Source organism: Streptomyces sp. NPDC038200, from assembly GCF_055600785.1.
In genome coordinates this window covers 49,138-67,503 of sequence record NZ_JBVJYH010000003.1, presented here as the reverse complement: position 1 = coordinate 67,503, position 18,366 = coordinate 49,138, and the positions used below count along the sequence as shown (strand labels likewise).

Annotated in this window: 14 protein-coding genes and 2 pseudogenes; 6 read left to right on the top strand and 10 right to left on the bottom strand. The window is 73.8% G+C overall.

Annotated elements, in window-relative coordinates:
- Window positions 1-55 precede the first annotated feature (55 nt).
- From ACZ7KF_RS07665 to ACZ7KF_RS07655, 3 genes are read right to left on the bottom strand one after another with little or no spacing between them, the layout of a single operon-like run.
- Window positions 56-2,275, bottom strand: coding sequence for an NADP-dependent isocitrate dehydrogenase (locus ACZ7KF_RS07665; RefSeq protein ID WP_471070093.1), 2,220 nt, complete (start codon window positions 2,273-2,275; stop codon window positions 56-58).
- 37 nt (window positions 2,276-2,312) lie between these two features.
- Complete coding sequence (locus ACZ7KF_RS07660; RefSeq protein ID WP_471070091.1) at window positions 2,313-2,768, bottom strand: DUF4186 domain-containing protein; 456 nt, start codon at window positions 2,766-2,768, stop codon at window positions 2,313-2,315.
- A 12-nt stretch (window positions 2,769-2,780) separates the two neighbouring features.
- Window positions 2,781-3,197, bottom strand: a complete 417-nt coding sequence (locus tag ACZ7KF_RS07655; RefSeq protein WP_471070089.1) for a VOC family protein — start codon at window positions 3,195-3,197, stop codon at window positions 2,781-2,783.
- A 90-nt stretch (window positions 3,198-3,287) separates the two neighbouring features.
- Here ACZ7KF_RS07655 and ACZ7KF_RS07650 point away from each other — a divergent pair, with 90 nt between their 5' ends.
- The gene (locus ACZ7KF_RS07650; RefSeq protein ID WP_471070087.1) at window positions 3,288-3,944 is read left to right on the top strand and encodes a TetR/AcrR family transcriptional regulator; all 657 of its coding nucleotides are present in this window, start codon (window positions 3,288-3,290) and stop codon (window positions 3,942-3,944) included.
- Here ACZ7KF_RS07650 and ACZ7KF_RS07645 read toward each other — a convergent pair whose 3' ends face one another.
- The 4 genes from ACZ7KF_RS07645 to ACZ7KF_RS07630 all read right to left on the bottom strand — a co-directional run bounded on the left by ACZ7KF_RS07645 (window position 3,945) and on the right by ACZ7KF_RS07630 (window position 9,087).
- On the bottom strand, window positions 3,945-4,919 hold the full coding sequence (locus ACZ7KF_RS07645) for a restriction endonuclease (RefSeq protein ID WP_471070085.1): 975 nt from the start codon (window positions 4,917-4,919) through the stop codon (window positions 3,945-3,947). It lies immediately after the preceding gene.
- A 214-nt stretch (window positions 4,920-5,133) separates the two neighbouring features.
- Window positions 5,134-6,228 (bottom strand): mechanosensitive ion channel family protein, encoded by a 1,095-nt coding sequence (locus ACZ7KF_RS07640; RefSeq protein ID WP_471070083.1) that lies wholly within the window; start codon window positions 6,226-6,228, stop codon window positions 5,134-5,136.
- A 188-nt stretch (window positions 6,229-6,416) separates the two neighbouring features.
- Window positions 6,417-7,955, bottom strand: coding sequence for an amino acid permease (locus ACZ7KF_RS07635; RefSeq protein ID WP_471070081.1), 1,539 nt, complete (start codon window positions 7,953-7,955; stop codon window positions 6,417-6,419).
- Window positions 7,956-8,100: 145 nt separating this feature from the next.
- The gene (locus tag ACZ7KF_RS07630) at window positions 8,101-9,087 is read right to left on the bottom strand and encodes a hypothetical protein (protein ID WP_471070079.1); all 987 of its coding nucleotides are present in this window, start codon (window positions 9,085-9,087) and stop codon (window positions 8,101-8,103) included.
- 253 nt (window positions 9,088-9,340) lie between these two features.
- On the opposite strand from ACZ7KF_RS07630, the gene ACZ7KF_RS07625 reads away from it, so the two are divergent.
- The 3 genes from ACZ7KF_RS07625 to ACZ7KF_RS07615 are packed head-to-tail and all read left to right on the top strand — an operon-like array spanning window position 9,341 to window position 13,439.
- Window positions 9,341-10,771 carry an FGGY family carbohydrate kinase gene (locus ACZ7KF_RS07625; protein WP_471070078.1) on the top strand — a complete coding sequence of 477 codons (1,431 nt, stop codon included), beginning with the start codon at window positions 9,341-9,343 and terminating at the stop codon, window positions 10,769-10,771.
- Window positions 10,768-12,168, top strand: a complete 1,401-nt coding sequence (locus tag ACZ7KF_RS07620; protein WP_471070076.1) for an FAD-dependent oxidoreductase — start codon at window positions 10,768-10,770, stop codon at window positions 12,166-12,168. The genes ACZ7KF_RS07625 and ACZ7KF_RS07620 overlap by 4 nt, the downstream gene beginning before the upstream one ends.
- Window positions 12,165-13,439, top strand: coding sequence for an NAD(P)/FAD-dependent oxidoreductase (locus ACZ7KF_RS07615; RefSeq protein WP_471070075.1), 1,275 nt, complete (start codon window positions 12,165-12,167; stop codon window positions 13,437-13,439). The genes ACZ7KF_RS07620 and ACZ7KF_RS07615 overlap by 4 nt, the downstream gene beginning before the upstream one ends.
- Window positions 13,440-13,769: 330 nt before the next feature.
- Here ACZ7KF_RS07615 and ACZ7KF_RS07610 read toward each other — a convergent pair whose 3' ends face one another.
- A complete protein-coding gene (locus ACZ7KF_RS07610; protein WP_471070073.1) occupies window positions 13,770-14,534 on the bottom strand; it encodes a crotonase/enoyl-CoA hydratase family protein in 765 nt (254 codons plus the stop codon).
- A 103-nt stretch (window positions 14,535-14,637) separates the two neighbouring features.
- Window positions 14,638-14,994 (bottom strand): annotated as a pseudogene (locus ACZ7KF_RS07605) (zinc-binding dehydrogenase); the annotation flags it as partial.
- On the opposite strand from ACZ7KF_RS07605, the pseudogene ACZ7KF_RS07600 reads away from it, so the two are divergent.
- Window positions 14,935-15,162, top strand: a pseudogene (locus tag ACZ7KF_RS07600) (helix-turn-helix domain-containing protein); the annotation flags it as partial. The pseudogenes ACZ7KF_RS07605 and ACZ7KF_RS07600 overlap by 60 nt on opposite strands.
- Here the strand turns inward: ACZ7KF_RS07600 and ACZ7KF_RS07595 are convergent.
- The gene (locus ACZ7KF_RS07595) at window positions 15,155-16,141 is read right to left on the bottom strand and encodes a lysylphosphatidylglycerol synthase transmembrane domain-containing protein (protein WP_471070071.1); all 987 of its coding nucleotides are present in this window, start codon (window positions 16,139-16,141) and stop codon (window positions 15,155-15,157) included. The pseudogene ACZ7KF_RS07600 and the gene ACZ7KF_RS07595 overlap by 8 nt on opposite strands.
- A gap of 162 nt (window positions 16,142-16,303) precedes the next feature.
- Here ACZ7KF_RS07595 and ACZ7KF_RS07590 point away from each other — a divergent pair, with 162 nt between their 5' ends.
- Window positions 16,304-18,214 (top strand): ABC transporter ATP-binding protein, encoded by a 1,911-nt coding sequence (locus ACZ7KF_RS07590; RefSeq protein WP_471070069.1) that lies wholly within the window; start codon window positions 16,304-16,306, stop codon window positions 18,212-18,214.
- Window positions 18,215-18,366 lie beyond the last annotated feature (152 nt).

Genomic DNA, 18,366 nt, shown 5'->3' with positions numbered 1-18,366 from the left:
GACCGGGGCGGAGCCGTCAGGGACCGTCAGGCCGCGGGGGCCTGGACCGCGGGTGTCAGCTCAGGGACGCCAGGATCTCGTTCCAGGTGGCCGACGGGCGCATGACCGCGTCCGCCTTGGCGGTGTCGACCTGGTAGTAGCCGCCGATGTCGGCCGGCTTGCCCTGGACGGCGATCAGCTCGTCCACGATCTTCTGCTCGTTCGCGGCGAGCGTCTCGGCGAGCGGCGCGAACGCCTTCGCCAGGTCGGCGTCGTCGGTCTGCCGGGCCAGCTCCTGCGCCCAGTACAGGGAGAGGAAGAAGTGGCTGCCGCGGTTGTCGATGCCGCCGACGCGACGGGTCGGGGACTTGTCCTCGTTGAGGAAGGTCGCCGTGGCGCGGTCCAGGGTGTCGGCGAGGACCTTGGCGCGGGTGTTGCCGGTGGCCGCCGCGTACTGCTCGAAGGACGGCACCAGGGCGAAGAACTCGCCGAGCGAGTCCCAGCGCAGGTAGTCCTCCTTGACCAGCTGCTGGACGTGCTTGGGCGCGGAACCGCCGGCGCCCGTCTCGAACAGGCCGCCGCCCGCCATCAGCGGGACGACCGACAGCATCTTGGCGCTGGTGCCCAGCTCCAGGATGGGGAAGAGGTCGGTCAGGTAGTCACGCAGGACGTTGCCGGTGACGGAGATGGTGTTCTCGCCGCGGCGGATGCGCTCCACCGACAGCTTGGTGGCCTCGACCGGGGACAGGACCTTGATGTCCAGGCCCTCGGTGTCGTGCTCCGGCAGGTACTGCCGGACCTTGGCGATCAGGTTGGCGTCGTGGGCGCGGCCCTCGTCCAGCCAGAACACGGCCGGGTCGCCGGTGGCGCGGGCGCGGGTGACGGCCAGCTTGACCCAGTCGCGGATCGGCGCGTCCTTGGTCTGGCAGGCGCGGAAGATGTCGCCCTGCGCGACCGGCTGCTCGATCAGGACGTTGCCGGCCTGGTCGACCAGGCGGACGGTGCCGGCGGCCGGGATCTCGAAGGTCTTGTCGTGGGAGCCGTACTCCTCGGCCTTCTGCGCCATCAGGCCGACGTTCGGGACCGAGCCCATGGTGGACGGGTCGTAGGCGCCGTTGGCCCGGCAGTCGTCGATGACGGCCTGGTAGACACCGGCGTAGGAGGAGTCCGGGATGACGGCGAGGGCGTCGGCCTCCTGGCCGTCCGGGCCCCACATGTGGCCGGAGGTGCGGATCATCGCCGGCATGGAGGCGTCGATGATGACGTCCGAGGGCACGTGCAGGTTGGTGATGCCCTTGTCGGAGTCGACCATGGCGAGGGCCGGGCCCTCGGCGATCTCGGCGTCGAAGGAGGCCTTGATCTCCGCGCCCTCGGGCAGGTTCTCCAGGCCCTTGAGGATGCCGCCGAGGCCGTCGTTCGGGGTGAGGCCGGCCGTCTTGAGGGTCTCGCCGTACTTCGCGAACGTCTTCGGGAAGAAGGCGCGCACCACGTGACCGAAGATGATCGGGTCGGAGACCTTCATCATCGTGGCCTTCAGGTGCACGGAGAACAGGACGCCCTCCGCCTTGGCGCGGGCGACCTGCGCGGCGAGGAAGGTGTTCAGCTCGGCGACGCGCAGGACGGACGCGTCCACGACCTCGTCCTTCAGGACCGGCACGGACTCCTTGAGAACGGTGGTGGTGCCGTCCTCGCCGACCAGCTCGATCTTCAGCGCGCCGTCCTCGGCGATGATGACGGACTTCTCGGTGGAGCGGAAGTCGTTCTCGCCCATCGTGGCCACGTCGGTCTTGGACTCGGAGGTCCAGGCGCCCATGCGGTGGGGGTGGGTCTTGGCGTAGTTCTTCACCGAGGCCGGGGCACGGCGGTCGGAGTTGCCCTCGCGCAGCACCGGGTTCACGGCGGAACCCTTGATCTTGTCGTAGCGGGCGCGGATCTCGCGCTCCTCGTCGGTCTTCGGGTCGTCCGGGTAGTCCGGCAGCGCGTAGCCCTTGCCCTGCAGCTCGGCCACGGCGGCCTTGAGCTGCGGGATGGACGCCGAGATGTTCGGCAGCTTGATGATGTTGGCCGCGGGGGTCTTGGCCAGCTCGCCCAGCTCGGTCAGCGCGTCGGGGATGCGCTGGTCCTCGCTCAGGTACTCCGGGAAGACGGCGATGATGCGCCCGGCCAGCGAGATGTCACGGGTCTCCACGGACACACCGGCCTGCGAGGCGTACGCCTGGATCACCGGCAGGAACGAGTGCGTGGCCAGGGCCGGGGCCTCGTCTGTGTAGGTGTAGATGATGGTCGAGTCAGTCACCGGGTGCTCCGCTCCACGTCTGCAACATTGCTCGACATCAAGATATCTCGTGATGGGGGTCGGCTCGACAGGGGTCCTGGCCGGAAAACGTGCCGTCCGTCATCTCGCGCGCGATCCAGCGGCAGATGACGTCCACCACGTACACGTGTTCGGCGCGGGTCAGCTCGCGCCCCTCGGGGATCCCGTGCCAGCGCCGCAGACAGCCCCGGCAGCAGGTGGCGGTCGCGTGCTGGGCCACGAACACCGGGTGACCGCGGTACGGGGTCTGTCTGCCGTCCTTGTGCGGCCGGGCCGGCAGCAGCCGCTTGGCGATCAGGTCGTACGCGTGCCACCGGATCGTCGCCGGACCCTTCAGCCCGGCGGTCGCCCGGTCCCGCCCGCGCAGGTGGAACTTCGCCCGGAACGGCTGCCGCGCGAGGGCGTCGAGCCGTCGGTCGAGCGTGCGCGGGTCGGTGGACGGCTGCTCGGGCGGGCCGGCGGGGGAGGTGGTCATACTCCTTCGAGCCTAGTCCGTGGGCGAGTGGTCGGTGGCGGCCCACTCGACGAGCTGGACGACGACACCGTTCGGGTCGGTCAGCTGGAACAGCCGCTCGCCCCAGGGTTCCTCGCGCAGGGGCATGGTGATGGGCGCGCCGGCTTCCCGCAGGCGCCGCTCCTCGGCCTCGATGCCGGTGACCGTGAGGGCGAGGATCAGGCCGGTGGCCTGGCGGTCGCGCTGCTCGGGCGGGAGCACCTCCGTGCCCCGGCGCAGCAGCACGATGTCCGAGGCCGCGTCGTCGCGGGTCAGGGACGCGAATCCGTCGGCGGCCATGGCCTGCCGGTAGCCGAGATGGGTGCAGAGGAAGTCACGGGAGGCGTCCACGTCGGCGACGGTGAGGGACAGGGTGGTGGCGGTGACGTTCAAGCGGGCTCCCGACGGCATTCCATGAGGCTAATTTTATAACCGACGTAACTTTAGGTTAGGCAGAGATCGCGGTCAAGGTGAAATTTACGTTCGGTATAAGATTTTCGGGTGACCACTGAACCGGGGCTCCGCGAGTCCAAGAAGCGGGAGACCAGGCAGCTGATCTCCGACCGCGCCACGGCCCTCTTCATCGAGCAGGGCTTCGAGCGGACCACCATCGCCGAGATCGCCGCCGCCGCCCGCGTCGCCAAGAAGACCGTCACCAACTACTTCCCGCGCAAGGAAGACCTGGCTCTGGACCACCACGAGGCGTTCACCCGGGGCCTCGCCCGGACGGTCGCCGACCGCGAGACCGGCGAGACGCCCCTCGCCGCACTGACGCGTGCCTGCCGGCTGGCCCTGCTGGAGCACAGTCCGGTCATCGGCTTCACCGGCACCGCGTTCGCCCGTATGGTCGCCGACAGCCCCACGCTCACCGCCCGACTGCGTGAACTGCACGACCGGCGCGAGGACGAACTCGCCGCGGCCCTGGCGGCCGCCGCCCCCGACTCCGCCCGGACCGTCGCGCCCCGTGCCGCCGCCGCCCTGATCGCCGGCGCGGACCGCCTGCTCTTCCGGCGGATCCAGGAACTGACCCTGGCCGGCCGCACCGACGACGAGATCACCGCCACCCTGGTCCCCGAGGCCGACCACATCGCTGCCCTCCTGGCCGCTGCCCTCGCCGACTGCCCCGCCGCGACGGCGCCTCGGACGGACGGCGCGTGATCAGGACGGGGCCTCCGCCGGGCAGGGTTCGGTGTCCGTCCGCTGCCAGGGGCTCGGCCCCGTCCCCCGGTGCCAGGCGCGCAGTTCGTCGCCGTTCACACAGACGATCCCGCACTGACGGGCGTACTCGAGAGCGGGCGCCGTGAAGTCGCTCGTGGTGACGACCGCGGCGACCTCGGCCTCGTGGATGGTGAAGCAGGTGCCCCCGAAGCGCTGCATGTCCTGGGAGCCGACCTTGTTGGCCTCGCCGTACTGCTTGCACTGGATCACCACGCGCCGTCCGTCCGGGGCGACCGCGACGACGTCCGCCCCCAGGTCGCCGGCGCCGCCCACCACCTCCACGTCCCGGCAGTCGTCACGGACGCACAGCTCCGCCACGGCCTGCTCGAAACCGTCGGGGTCCAGCTCGGCGTAGCCGCCCCAGCCGTCGGTCGGCAGGGTGTCCTCCGTGTCGCTCGGTTCCGGCAGCACGGTGTCCTCGGCGCCGCTCGGTCCCAGCGGCAGGGTGTCCTCCGCGCCCGGTCCCGGCGGCACGAGGGCGGGGCGTGCCGACTCCGGCGCGAGGAGGTCCTCACCGGAGCCGGAGCCGGGGCCCGTCGGCAGGGCCTCGCCGGACGGACGGCCCGGCGCGCCGAGCCGTGCGGTGCGGGCGGCCGTTCCGTCCGCGGCCGGGGTGCCGAGACCGGCGGACGCCTGCTCGGCCGCCTCCTCCAGCGCCCGCGCGGCCCGGCGCGCGGACCTTCCGGCCGACCAGCGGCGCCACCTCGACCGGCAGCGCAGTGCGGCGGCCAGGCCGAGCATCGCCAGCACACCGGCCCACAGCGGGCGGCGTTCGACGATCCCCAGCGCCGTGCGCGCCAGGAACGCCAGGACGCACCAGATGATCGCGAGCAGGAGGAAGAACATCGCGGTGGTGCGCAGATCGAAGCGCCGGCCGCGCTCCCCCCGCAGCTCCCGGCGCACGGGTATGGTCATGCGGCCACCTCCTGGACGGCGACGACGAAGATCTTTCCGTCTACGCATGCCCAAGATCGCCGATCGCTCTCCCCCTTCCGCCCCGCAAACGGCGGGAGTTCTCCCGGCCTTCCGCCCGGCAGACGGCGGGAGTTCTCCCGGCGGGGACGCAGGCGCCGCCGCGGTGACCGCCGTCGGGCGGGCCGTCCCCCGGCGGCCCGCGCCGATCCGGGCCCTAGTCGGCGACGGCCGAGTCGCCGGTGACGACGCCCTCCCCGCTGCGCTGCTGCGGGATCACCAGCGACCCCTGCTGAAGAGCCACGGTACGGGTGGGGGCGGGGATGCGGATGCCCTCCGCGCGGTAGCGGCGGTGCAGGCGCTTGATGAACTCGTGCTTGATCCGGTACTGGTCGCTGAACTCGCCCACCCCGAGGATCACCGTGAAACCGATCCGGGAGTCGCCGAAGGTGTGGAACCGGATGGCGGGCTCGTGGTCGGAGACGGCACCCGTGACGTCCCGCATGACCTCCGTGACCACCTCCGCGGTCACCCGCTCGACGTGCTCCAGGTCGGAGTCGTAGCTCACGCCCACCTGCACCAGGACGGTCAGCTCCTGCTCGGGGCGCGTGTAGTTGGTCATGTTGGCCTTGGCGAGCTGGCCGTTGGGGATGACCACCAGGTTGTTGGAGAGCTGGCGGACCGTCGTCTGACGCCAGTTGATGTCCACGACATAGCCCTCCTCGCCGCTGCTCAGCCGGATGTAGTCGCCCGGCTGGACGGTCTTGGAGGCGAGGATGTGGATGCCCGCGAAGAGGTTGGCGAGCGTGTCCTGCAGGGCCAGGGCGACCGCCAGACCGCCCACGCCCAGGGCGGTCAGCAGAGGCGCTATCGAGATGCCGAGGGTCTGCAGGACGACCAGGAAGCCGATCGCCAGGACCAGCACACGGGTGATGTTGACGAAGATGGTCGCCGAACCCGCCACGCCCGAGCGGGACTGCGTGACCGAACGGACCAGTCCGGCGATCACCCGGGCCGCGGAGAACGTCACCACGACGATCAGCCAGACCTCCAGCACCTGGTTGACATGGTGCTGGACGCTTCTGGTGAGCGGCAGCACGGCCGCTGCCGCCGACGCGCCGCCCGCGATCGCCGCCCACGGGACCACCGAGCGCAGTGCGTCCACGATGACGTCGTCACCGCTCCAGCGGGTCCGCTTGGCGTGCCCCGCGAGCCAGCGCAGCAGGGTGCGCGACATGAAGGCGAGCACCAGACCGGCCGCCAGGGCGATACCGGCGAGGACGAGGTCGTCCACGGTCAGCGCGCGGTTCACCGGTCACCTCCGGGGCGCGAAGCCGCGGCGGAGGGCCGGTTGTGAAGTCTCGTCACGTTGTCACCTGCTCGATGTCCGGGATGTGCGACCGCGCCGGCCCCGGAACTCCGGTGACCGGCGCGCTCGTTCATCCTGCCGTATCCGGAGCACCAGTTCGTACCGGGAGCGGCGCTGTGCGGACAGGGGGCTCAGACGATGCCCTCGGCGAGTTCCGCCTGGTCGCGGTCGGTGCCGTACGCGGCGGTGGTGGGCGTGCCGTACGACCGGCGGGCGACGTACCACCAGACGCTGGCGAGGATCAGGACCACGGCGAGGGCGACCGAGGCGTAGTTCATCGTGTCGACCGTGACCGGAGACGCCTGCGGCAGGCAGAACAGGACCGTCACACACGCCACCCAGCCGACCGCGATCCAGCCGATCGGCCTGCTCCAGCGCCCCAGATGCCACGGGCCCGGCTCGAAGCGGTCGCCCGCCCGCAGCCGCAGGAACACGGGGATGGCGTAGGCCGGGGTGATGCCGATGACGTTGATGGCGGTCACCGCGTTGTACGCCGTCGCCGAGTACAGCGAGGGCAGCGCGAGGACGCAGGCGACGACCACGGACAGCCAGACCGCGGCGACCGGGGTCTGGGTGCGGCCGCTCACCTTGCGCCACAGGTGCGAGCCGGGCAGCGCCCCGTCCCGGCTGAACGCGAACACCATCCGGCTGGCCGCGGCGACCTCGGCGTTGCCGCAGAACAGCTGGGCGATGATGACCACGAGGAGCAGCGCGCTGGCGCCGTCGGTGCCGAGGCCGTCGAGCAGGATCTGGGCGGGCGGCACACCGGTGTCCGTGGTGCGCGTGGCGTCGTAGTCCTGGATGGCGAAGGTCAGACCGGCCAGCAGCACGAAACCGGCCAGCCAGGACACCCAGATGGCGCGGACGATACCGCGGGAGGCGGCCACCGAGGCGTGCGAGGTCTCCTCCGACAGGTGCGCGGAGGCGTCGTAGCCGGAGAACGTGTACTGCGCGAGGAGCAGACCGATCGCGGCCACGTACAGCGGGTTGTCCCAGCCGGTCTCGTTGACGAACTTCGTGAACACGAAGGACGGCGACTGGTGGTGGTCGGGGACGATCGCCAGCGCGCCCACGATCAGCGCGACGCCCGCCAGATGCCACCACACACTGATCGAGTTGAGCAGGCTCACCAGGCGGACGCCGAACAGGTTCAGCACCGCGTGCAGCAGCAGGATGACGCAGAAGATCAGCATGGTCTTGCCGGGCGTCGGCTCGAAGCCCCACTGGAGGTTCGCGAACGCGCCGGCGAACAGGGCGGCGCCGTAGTCGATGCCGGCGATCGCCCCGAGCAGCCCCAGCAGGTTCAGCCAGCCCGTGTACCAGCCCCAGCGCCGGCCGCCGAGCCGGTCGGCCATGTAGTACAGGGCGCCGGAGGTCGGGTAGGCGCTGGTGACCTCGGCGAGCGCGAGCCCGACGCACAGCACGAACAGGCCGACGCCCGCCCAGCCCCACAGCATCACGGCCGGACCACCGGTGTTCAGACCGAAGCCGTACAGGGTCATGCAGCCGGACAGGATCGAGATCACCGAGAAGCTGATCGCGAAGTTGCCGAAGCCGCCCATGCGGCGGGCCAGCACCGGTCGGTAGCCGAGTTCGCGCAGACGCTGCTCCTCGTCCTGCTGCGGCAGCCCGGGGGAGGGCGCGGACGAGGGATCGGGGGTGGGGGACACGCGGAGACCTCCGGAGATCAACAGTTGTCGAACGGGACGTTCACGGGTGGTGCGGAGGAGCGTTCACGGGTGGTGCGTGTGCAGGAGCGGTACGCGGGAGCGTTCAGGAGCGGGAGCGGGGCCCGCCGAGCCGGTGTCCGGTGGTTCAGGGGCGGGGGCCGTCCGCCGCGGCCCGGCAGCGGTCCCGGGCCTGCACGAAGATCTCCACGGCACGGTCCCGGTCCGGGGTGCGGTACATCCAGGGCGGGGGCGTGAAGTACGGGCCGATCGCCTCGAACACCCGGGCGGCGTCCGGGAACTGGAGGGAGCCCCACAGCGCGTGGGCCAGGTGGTTGAGGTCCGGCAGCGCGCGCTCGGCGGCCCGCGTCGCCTCGAACCAGGAGTGCAGCGCGCGCCGCGCCTCCCGGGCCGCCTCCTCCGCCACCCAGTGCAGGTCCAGCGCCGCGTCGTGCCCGCTGTCCCGGCGGTACCGCTCGACCCGCACGTACAGCGGCAGCAGGTGCAGCGCGGAACCGGGCGGGGCCTGACCGGCGGCCCACTGCGCGTACCCGGCGGCCTCCGCGAGCCGGCCCGAACCCCCGCGCACGTAGAGGAACTGCAGCATCCGGTGGTGGGCCTCGCGGTTGAACGGATCGCGCTTGCCGGCCTCGGCCAGCAGCCCCCAGGGGCCGGGCGGCAGCATCGGCTCCGGCGCGCCGGCCCGGTGCTCCTCCCAGCGCTGCTCCGGATCGAGCTGGGCCAGTGCCAGCAGACACACCCAGGGCACCGGGTCGTGCGGGGCGGCCGTGGTGGCCGACTGGGCGGCGTCCCACGCCTCGATCCACAACTCGTGGGTGCGACGGTGCTGTTCCCGGCGGGCCCGCAGCGCCCGCTCCACGCCGATCCGGGCGTGCATCACGGCCGCATGGGTGCTGCCCGGCTCCTCGGCGAGCCAGGCACGCACCACGTCGGTGCCGGCCGCTGCGGCGGCCAGTACCTGGGTGCGCTGGGTCCACAGCCCCCACTCGGCGGTCTCCGCGAGCAGGGTGCGCATGGCCATCCACCGGCCGGTCCGCAGGTCCTGCAGCGCGGCGCGCAGCGCGTGGTCGGGGCCGGCGGGGTCGTAGGAGGGGCGGGCGACGTCTCTGGCCATCAGCCGTCGGCTCCCGGCCACTGGCGCACGGGCGAGGTGGCGGGGTGACGTTGCAACAGCCCTCCCCTGGGCGATGATGGAGATGTCTCGTGTGGTCGGCGGTCACTATAGAGGCGGGAGTTGCGCCGTACCATTGTTGCCAAGTCAACCACCCTGTCGGGCAGTTGCCCGACGGCGGGCAGACCTTGACGCCGGACCCCGCGCGACGGCAGGCTGGCGCGGTGATCTTCAGGTCCGGAGCGGAGGACGCGCGATGACGGGGCCGGTGCTCGCCGTCGACCAGGGCACGTCCGGCACCAAGGCGCTCGTCGTCTGCCCCGAACGCGGCGTCCTGGGCACCGGATTCGCCGAGGTGCGCCCCCGGTATCCGGCCGGCGGACTGGTCGAGGTGGACCCGGCCGAGCTGTACGACTCCGTGGTCGACGCCGGCCGGCGCGCGCTCGCCGAGGCCGGCGAGGACGTCGTCGCGCTCGGCCTCGCCAACCAGGGCGAGACGGTCCTCGCCTGGGACCCCGCCACCGGCCGCCCGCTCACCGACGCCCTGGTGTGGCAGGACCGGCGGGCCGAGACCGTCTGCGCCGGACTCGCCGACCACGCCGAGGAGTTGCGGCAGCTGACCGGCCTGCCCCTCGATCCGTACTTCGCCGCGCCCAAGATGGCCTGGATCCGCCGCCACCTCACCCGCGAAGGCGTCGTCACCACCTCCGACGCCTGGCTGGTCCACCGCCTCACCGGCGCCTTCGTCACCGACGCCGCCACCGCCGGCCGCACCCAGCTCCTGGACCTGGACCGCGCCGAGTGGTCCCCGCGCGCCCTCGATCTCTACGGCCTGTCCGACGAGCGCCTGCCCGAGGTCACCGACGCGGCCCGGCCGGCGGGCACGACCACGGCGTTCGGCCCCGAGATCCCGCTCACGGGACTGATCGTCGACCAGCAGGCCGCCCTGCTCGCCCAGCGCGTCACCGGACCCGGCGCCGCCAAGTGCACCTACGGCACCGGCGCCTTCCTGCTCGCCCCCACCGGCGACCGCCCCCGGCGCGGCGGCTCCGGCCTGGTCAGCTGCGTCGCCTGGCGGCTCGCCGGACATACCAGCTACTGCCTGGACGGCCAGGTGTACACCGCAGCCTCCGCCGTCCGCTGGCTCACCGACCTGGGCGTCGTCTCCTCCGCCGCCGACCTCGACCCGGTCGGCGGCTCCGTCCCCGACAGCGGCGGAGTCACCTTCGTACCGGCCCTCGCCGGACTCGCCGCCCCCTGGTGGCGGGGCGACGTGCGCGGCTCCCTCACCGGACTCGGCCTCGACACCACCGCCGGGCACCTGGTGCGCGCCCTGTGCGAAGGCGTGGCCGCCCAGGTCGCCGAACTCGCCGAGGCCGCCGCCGCCGACCTGGGCGCGCCCCTGGACACGCTCCGCGTCGACGGTGGCCTCACCCGCTCCGCGCTCCTCATGCAGACCCAGGCCGACCTGCTGCAACGCCCCGTCGAGGTGTCCGCGCTGCCCGACGCCACCGCGCTCGGCGCCGCCGCCCTCGCCCGCCTCGGCGCGGACCCCGCGCTCGACGTGGAGAGCGCCCTGCCCGACTGGAAACCCGCCGCCGTGTACGAACCCCGCATCCCGGCCGACCGGGCCGCCGAACGACGCGCGGACTTCCGTACCGCCGTCGCGGCCCTGCTCGGCGCGTGACGGTCACCGCGGACGGCCCGCTGCCGTCGACGCCGTACGACGTGGCGATCGTCGGCGCCGGCGTGGTCGGCTGCGCCATCGCCCGCGAACTCGCCCGCCACCCCCGGCTGCGCGTCGCCCTCGTCGAGGCCCAGGACGACGTCGGCCAGGGGACCTCCAAGGCCAACACCGCCATCCTGCACACCGGATTCGACGCGACCCCCGGCACCCTGGAGGCCCGGCTGGTCCGCGAGGGCTACGAGCGGCTCGGCGCCTACGCCGCCGAGACCGGCATCCCCGTCGAACGGGTCGGCGCCCTGCTGGTCGCCTGGGACGAGGAGCAACTCGCCGACCTGCCCCGGCTGGCGGAAAAGGCCGAACGCAACGCGTACCACGACACCGCGCTGCTCGGCCCCGACGAGCTGTACGCCCGCGAGCCCCACCTCGGCCCCGGCGCGCTCGGTGCCCTGCACGTGCCCGGCGAGAGCATCATCTGCCCCTGGACGACGACCCTGGCCTACGCCACCCAGGCGGTCCGCGCCGGAGTCGACCTGCACCTCGGCACGGCCGTGCGGGACGTGCAGCGGTCCGACGGGCACCGGCTGATCACCGGCCGGGGCACCCTGCACGCCCGCCACCTCGTCAACGCGGCCGGTCTGCACGCCGACACCCTGGACCGCGCCCTCGGCCACGAGGACTTCACCGTCACCCCGCGCCGCGGCCAGCTCCTCGTCCACGACAAGCTCGCCCGCTCCCTCGTCCGGCACATCCTGCTGCCCGTGCCGACCGCCCTCGGCAAGGGTGTCCTGGTCGCCCCCACCGTCTACGGCAACGTCCTGCTGGGCCCCACCGCCGAGGACCTGCACGACAAGCGGGCCACCGGATCCACCGCCGACGGACTGGCCGGGCTGCGCGACCAGGGCCGGCGGATCCTGCCCGCCCTGCTCGACGAGGAGGTCACCGCCGTCTACGCCGGGCTGCGCGCGGCCACCGGGCACGAGGACTACCGGATCACCGCCCACGCGGAACAGGCGTACGTCACCGTCGGCGGCATCCGCTCCACCGGCCTGACCGCGTCCCTGGCCATCGCCGCCCATGTCACCGCCCTGCTGGCCGGTACCGGCCTCGACCTCGGACCGGTGACGGAGCCGGAGCCGGTGACCATGCCCAACCTCGGCGAGTCCTTCCCCCGCCCCTACCAGCGGGCCGACCTCATCGCCGCCGACCCCGAGTACGGCACCCTCGTCTGCCACTGCGAGCGCGTCTCCCGCGGCGAGATCCGCGACGCCCTCGCCGGCACGATCCCGCCGCGCAGCCTGGACGGGCTGCGCCGCCGTACCCGCGCCCGGGCCGGCCGCTGCCAGGGGTTCTACTGCGGCGCCGCGGTGCGCGAGCTGTTCGAGAGGGGCCGGGTGTGACGGGCGCGGACACGGCCCCGCGGCACGTCGACGTCCTCGTCGTGGGCGCCGGTCCCGCCGGGCTCGCCGCCGCGGCGCGACTGGCCGCCGCCGGCGCCGGGCGCGTGGAGGTGCTGGAACGCGAGGCAGAGCCCGGCGGCGTGCCCCGGCACTGCGCGCACGGCGGCTTCGGCACCTGGACGCATCCGCTCACCGGCCCCCGCTGTGCCCGCCTGCTCACGGAGGCCGCCGAGCGGGCCGGCGCCGGCTTGAGGACCGGCGTGACGGCACTGGACTGGGCGCCGGCCGGCGCGGTGCTCACCGCCGTCGGCCCCGGCGGCCCGGAGACGCTCGCGGCACGGGCGGTCGTGCTCGCCACCGGCGCCCGCGAACGCCCGCGCACCGCCCGGCTGGTCCCCGGCACCCGGCCCGCCGGCGTGTACACCACCGGCGAACTCCAGCAGGCCGTCCACCTCTTCGGGCAGCACATCGGCACCCGCGCGGTGGTGGCCGGCGCCGCGGACGTCTCCTATGCGGCGGCCGGCACCCTGCGCGCGGCCGGCGCCGAGGTCGTCGCCCTCGTCACGGAACACCCGCGCGCCCAGACGGGCCGGGCCCGCGCCCGGGCCGCCCGGCTCCGCGACCGCGTGCCGCTGCTCACCGGCACCACCGTCACCGAACTCCTCGGTCACGGACGGCTGTCCGGTGTCCGCGTCCGTCACCGGGACGGCCGTACGGCCGTACTGCCCTGTGACACCGTGGTCTTCACCGGCGACTTCGTCCCCGACCACGAACTGGCCCGGCGCGGCGGCCTCGTCCTGGACCCCGGCACCCGCGGCCCCGCCGTCGGCGGCACCGGGCACACCTCGCGCCCCGGTGTCTTCGCCGCGGGCAACCTCCTGCACGCCGTGGAGCCCGCCGGCACGGCGGCCCGCGAGGGCGCCCGGACGGCCGGCGCGGTCCTGGACTTCCTGGCGGGCGCGCCCTGGCCGGACCCCGGGGTGCCCGTCGTCGTGGACGCACCGCTGCGCTGGATCGCCCCGAACCGTGTCGTCCCGCACCCTGTCGTCCCGCACCGCCGTGCCCCGGCGGCCCCGCCCGCACCTCACTTCCTGCGCACCGGCACCCCCCTGCCCCGACCCGTCCTGTACGTCCGCCAGGACGGCCGCCTCCTGCACCGCGAGCGGCTCGGCCTCGGCACCGCCCTGCCGGAGCGCACCCTCACCCTCACGGCCCGCTGGCACGACCGCGTCGACCCCGAGGGCGGGGAGGTACGGGTGAGCACCACCTGAGCGGTCGTGCCGACGCCGTGCCACCGCTTGTGCCGATGCCGTACGACCGGGGAGCGGAGGCCCGGAGAGCGGTGAGGGAGCCGTTCCGTCCGCCTCGCGACACTGATGCGGAGATCCGCCGAGGGGTCTGACGCGGAGATCCGCGGACCGGTCCGATGAGGAGAAGCACAGAGGGGTCTGACGCGGAGTCCGTGGACGGGGCTGACGGGGAGTCCGTGAAACGGTGAGACGTGGCGGTTCGTGCACGGGTGCGGTGTGGCGGTTCGTGCACGGGTGGGGTGTGGCGGTCCGTGAACGCGTCTGACGCGGTGGTCCGTGGACGCGTGCGGTTCACAGGTCCGTGAAGGAGCCGTGCCGTCCCGATCCGGCGGTGAACCGGGCGGCGCCCGCCCTGCTCTCGGCCAGCACCCCCCTGCCGTACCGGAGTTCGCCGCGCAGCGCCGTCTCCTCGTCCAGCCCCTCCTGGTCCAGGACCGACGCCCGGTCGCTGCGCAGGCAGCCCTGCGGGAAACGGGCGATGGCCGCCGCGAGCGCCTCCGCCTCGGCGCGGGCGGTGCCGGCCGGCACCACCCGGTCGGCGAGCCCCATCGCGTGTGCCTCGCGGGCCGGCACCGCGCGGCCGGTGAGGACCATGTCCAGGGCACGGCCGGTGCCGATCAGCCGGGGCAGCCGGACCGTGCCGCCGTCGATCAGCGGCACGCCCCAGCGGCGGCAGAACACCCCGAACACCGCGTCCTCCTCCGCGACCCGCAGATCGCACCAGAGGGCGAGTTCCAGGCCGCCCGCGACCGCGTGCCCGGCCACCGCCGCGATCACCGGCTTGGACAGCCGCATCCGGGTGGGCCCCATCGGCCCGTCGCCGTCCTCCGCCACCCGGTTGCCGCGCTCCGTGCCGATCGCCTTGAGATCCGCGCCCGCGCAGAAGGTGCCTCCCTCGCCCCACAGGACCGCCACGCGGGCGTCGTCGTCCGCCTCGAACGCCCGGAAGGCGGCCGCGAGTCCGGCCGCCGTGGGACCGTCGACCGCGTTGCGTGCCTCCGGCCGGGAGAGGACGACCGTGGTGACGTACTCCTGACGCTCGATCCGCACCGGCATACGGCAACCTCCTGCTGCGGGCCCTCGACTCGGGCCGGGACAGTGACGTGCCGGTAGCTTCCCAGTGGCGGGCCGGTCGGGGGAGGACCGAGAGGACGATCTTGCCGGTGGTGCGGTTCGTCTCGCCCAGGGTGTGGGCGGCGGCGGCCTCTTCGAGAGGGAAGACGCGGTCGGCGATCACCCGTAGGCGCCCGTCCTCGACCAGGGAGGCGATCTCCCGCAGCCCCGTGTGGTCGGGCTCGACCACCCCGACGACGTCGAAGCCGGGCCGGAAGGGCGGCGTGCCGCCGAAGCCGCCCCGCCGACGGGTCTTCCGGTCCGCCGGGTTCACTCCCGCCCCATGCACCCGCACCAGGATCTCGCCCCGGCCGGGCACGGGCCGGGGCACCCGGACGACCCGGAGACCGGCACCAGCCCCGGCCGGTGGCTCGTCCGGCAGCGCGTCGACCTCGCCCGGCATCTGCTCGAAACCACCGACTGGCCCGTCGACGTGGTCGCGGAGCGCGCCGGATTCGGCACCGGAGTCTCCCTGCGCCAGCATCTGCACGCGGCCCTCGGAGTGACCCCCCGGGCCTACCGCAGAACCCTCCGGCCCGCCCCGGACGAGGCCGCGGTGAGCGTCAGATGACCTTCAGCCGCAGCAGCGCTCCCAGCGTCAGCGCCCCCGGCACCAGCGGCACCCACACGGTGATGACCCGGTAGGCCAGCACCACGGCCGTGGCCACCGCCGCCGGACCGCCCACCGCGATCAGCGCCACGATCAGCGCCGCCTCCACGGAGCCGAGTCCGCCCGGCGTGGGGACCACGGCCACCGCGACCGTCGCGGCGAGGTAGGCCAGCGCCATGTGCGCGGCCGGCACCGGCAGCCGCAGCGCCTGCCCGACCGCCGCCAGCCCGGCCGCCTGGAGCGCGGGGAAGGCCAGCGAGCCGCCCCACAGCGCCAGGGCCCGGGCCGGCCGCGCGTGCACCGACCGCGCCTCGCCCAGGGCATCCCGCACGAAGGCGGCCACCCGGGTGCGCAGCGGCCGTACGAGCGCCGCCACGGCCCCCACGACGAGCAGCAGCCCGGCGGCGCCCAGCAGCAGCGGGAGCGCCGAGCCGTCGGGCAGCAGGGCACCGAGCCGCAGCGTGTCCGGGAAGGCGAGCAGCAGCGCGGCCAGCAGCCCGAGCCGGCCCACGCACTCCGCCAGCAGATACAGGGCGAGCGCGGCCGTGGAACGGGCCGGCGGCACCCCGCACACGGTCATGAAGCGCAGGTTCACGGCGCCCGCGCCGAGCCCGGTCGGCAGCAGATGGTTCGCCGCCCCCGCCGCGAACTGGGTGGCCAGCAGCCGCCCCTTGGGCAGCGGCTGCAGCACCGCGCCCTGCCGGGTGAAGGCGGCGGCCACCCAGGTCAGACAGGTGGCCCCGGCCGCCGCGACCAGCCACGGCCAGGAGGCGGTGCGCAGCTGGCCGAAGCCGTCGGCGAGGACCGAGCGGTGCCGTACGGCGGCCACGGCGACGAGCACGAGCGGGACCAGGCACAGCACCTGGCGGACGGGGACGCGGCGGGGGAGTCGTCGCGGGAGGCGTCCCCGCGGGAGCGGGGGGAGGGGGACGGCAGTCACATCGGCACAGGCTCTCCGCACCGTCCCAACGGCGGGTGGCGGAATCACGGACGGCGGCTTACGGCGTGGGGTCATCGGGACCTTCGGGCGGCGGGACGCCGGCGCGGGTGAAAAAGCTCGGACCTTGACCTCAACGAACCTCGAGGTTCTACGTTCTTCAGCATGAGCATGGAAACCACCGCCTGGACGCAGCTGCACAGCGTCATGAACGCGCAGTCCGACCGCCGCCCCTTCGCCCGCGCCACGCTGCGCCGCATCGCCGCCTTCGCCCGCCCGCACCGCGCCGGCATCGTCCGGTTCGTGCTGCTCGGGGTGGTGACCGCGCTGCTCGCCGTCGCGACCCCCGTGCTCGCCGGCCGCGTCGTCGACGCGATCGTGGCGGGGCACGACTCCGGCACGGTCGTCCGGCTCTCCCTGCTCATCGCGCTGGTGGCGCTCGCGGAGGCGGGGCTCGGCATCGTCGGCCGGCGCCTGTCGTCGACGCTCGGGGAGGGACTCATCCTCGACCTCAGAACGGCTGTGTTCGATCATGTGCAGCGCATGCCTGTCGCGTTCTTCACACGTACGCGTACGGGCGCGCTCGTCAGCCGTCTCAACAACGACGTGATCGGCGCCCAGCGGGCCTTCGCCAACACCCTCTCCGGCGTCGTCAGCAACCTGGTCACCCTGGTGCTCACGCTCGCGGTGATGCTGACCCTGTCCTGGCAGATCACCCTGCTCGCGCTGGTGCTGCTGCCGGTGTTCGTGCTGCCCGCCCGCCGGATGGGCAGCCGGATGGCCCGGATGCAGCGGGAGGCGGCGGCGCTGAACGCGGCCATGGGCACCCGGATGACCGAGCGGTTCTCCGCGCCCGGCGCCACCCTGGTCAAGCTGTTCGGCCGGCCGGAGGAGGAATCGGCGGAGTTCGCGTCCCGGGCCGCCCAGGTCCGCGACATCGGCGTGCGCACCGCCACGGCCCAGTCCGTCTTCATCACCTCCCTCACCCTCGTCTCCGCCCTCGCCCTGGCCCTCGTCTACGGCCTGGGCGGCTGGTTCGCGCTGCGCGGCACCCTGGAGCCCGGCGCGGTGGTCTCCCTGGCCCTGCTGCTGACCCGGCTGTACGCCCCGCTGACCACGCTCGCCGGGGCGCGGGTCGAGGTGATGAGCGCGATCGTCAGCTTCGAGCGGGTCTTCGAGGTGCTGGACCTGAAGCCGCTCATCGAGGAGAAGCCGGACGCCCGGGAGGTCCCCGAGGGCCCGGTGGCCGTCGAGTTCGAGGACGTCCGCTTCGCCTACCCCGCCGCCGACCAGGTCTCCCTCGCCTCGCTGGAGGAGGTCGCCGCGCTCGACAACCGGGGCGGCTCCGAGGTCCTGCACGGCATCTCCTTCCGCGCCGGCCCCGGCGAGACCGTCGCCCTGGTCGGTTCCTCCGGCGCGGGCAAGTCGACCATCGCCCAGCTGCTGCCGCGCCTGTACGACGTCGACTCGGGCGCGGTCCGGATCGGCGGGGTCGACGTCCGGGACCTGACCGCCGCGTCCCTGCGGGCCACGCTCGGCATGGTCACCCAGGACGGCCATCTCTTCCACGACACGGTCCGCGCCAATCTGCTGCTGGCCCGGCCCGGCGCCACCGAGGACGAGCTGTGGGACGTGCTCGGCCGCGCCCGGCTCGGCGACGTCGTGCGGTCCCTGCCCGACGGTCTGGACACGGTCGTCGGCGAGCGCGGCTACCGGCTGTCCGGCGGGGAGCGCCAGCGCATGACCATCGCCCGGCTGCTGCTGGCCCGCCAGCGGGTGGTCATCCTGGACGAGGCCACCGCCCATCTGGACAACACCTCCGAGGCCGCCGTCCAGGAGGCGCTCGCCGAGGCCCTGGAGGGCCGCACCGCCGTGGTCATCGCCCACCGCCTGTCCACGGTCCGCGCCGCCGACCAGATCCTGGTCGTGGAATCCGGCCGCATCGTGGAGCGGGGCACCCACGAGGAACTGCTGGCGGCGGCCGGCCGGTACGCCGAGCTGCACCGCACGCAGTTCACCCAGCGGGCCGACACGGCACACGGGCCGGCGCAGGCCGGGGTACCGACGGCGGGGTGAGGGCCGCTCGGGGGCGCCCGGCATCCGGCATCCGGCATCCGCGGGTATGGGGCATCCGTGGGTGTCCGGCATCCGCGGGTGTCCGGCGTCCCCGGGCGTGCGGCATCCGCGGGCGTCCGCCCTCTCGCCCCGTTTCCCGCGCCAGCCTCTTG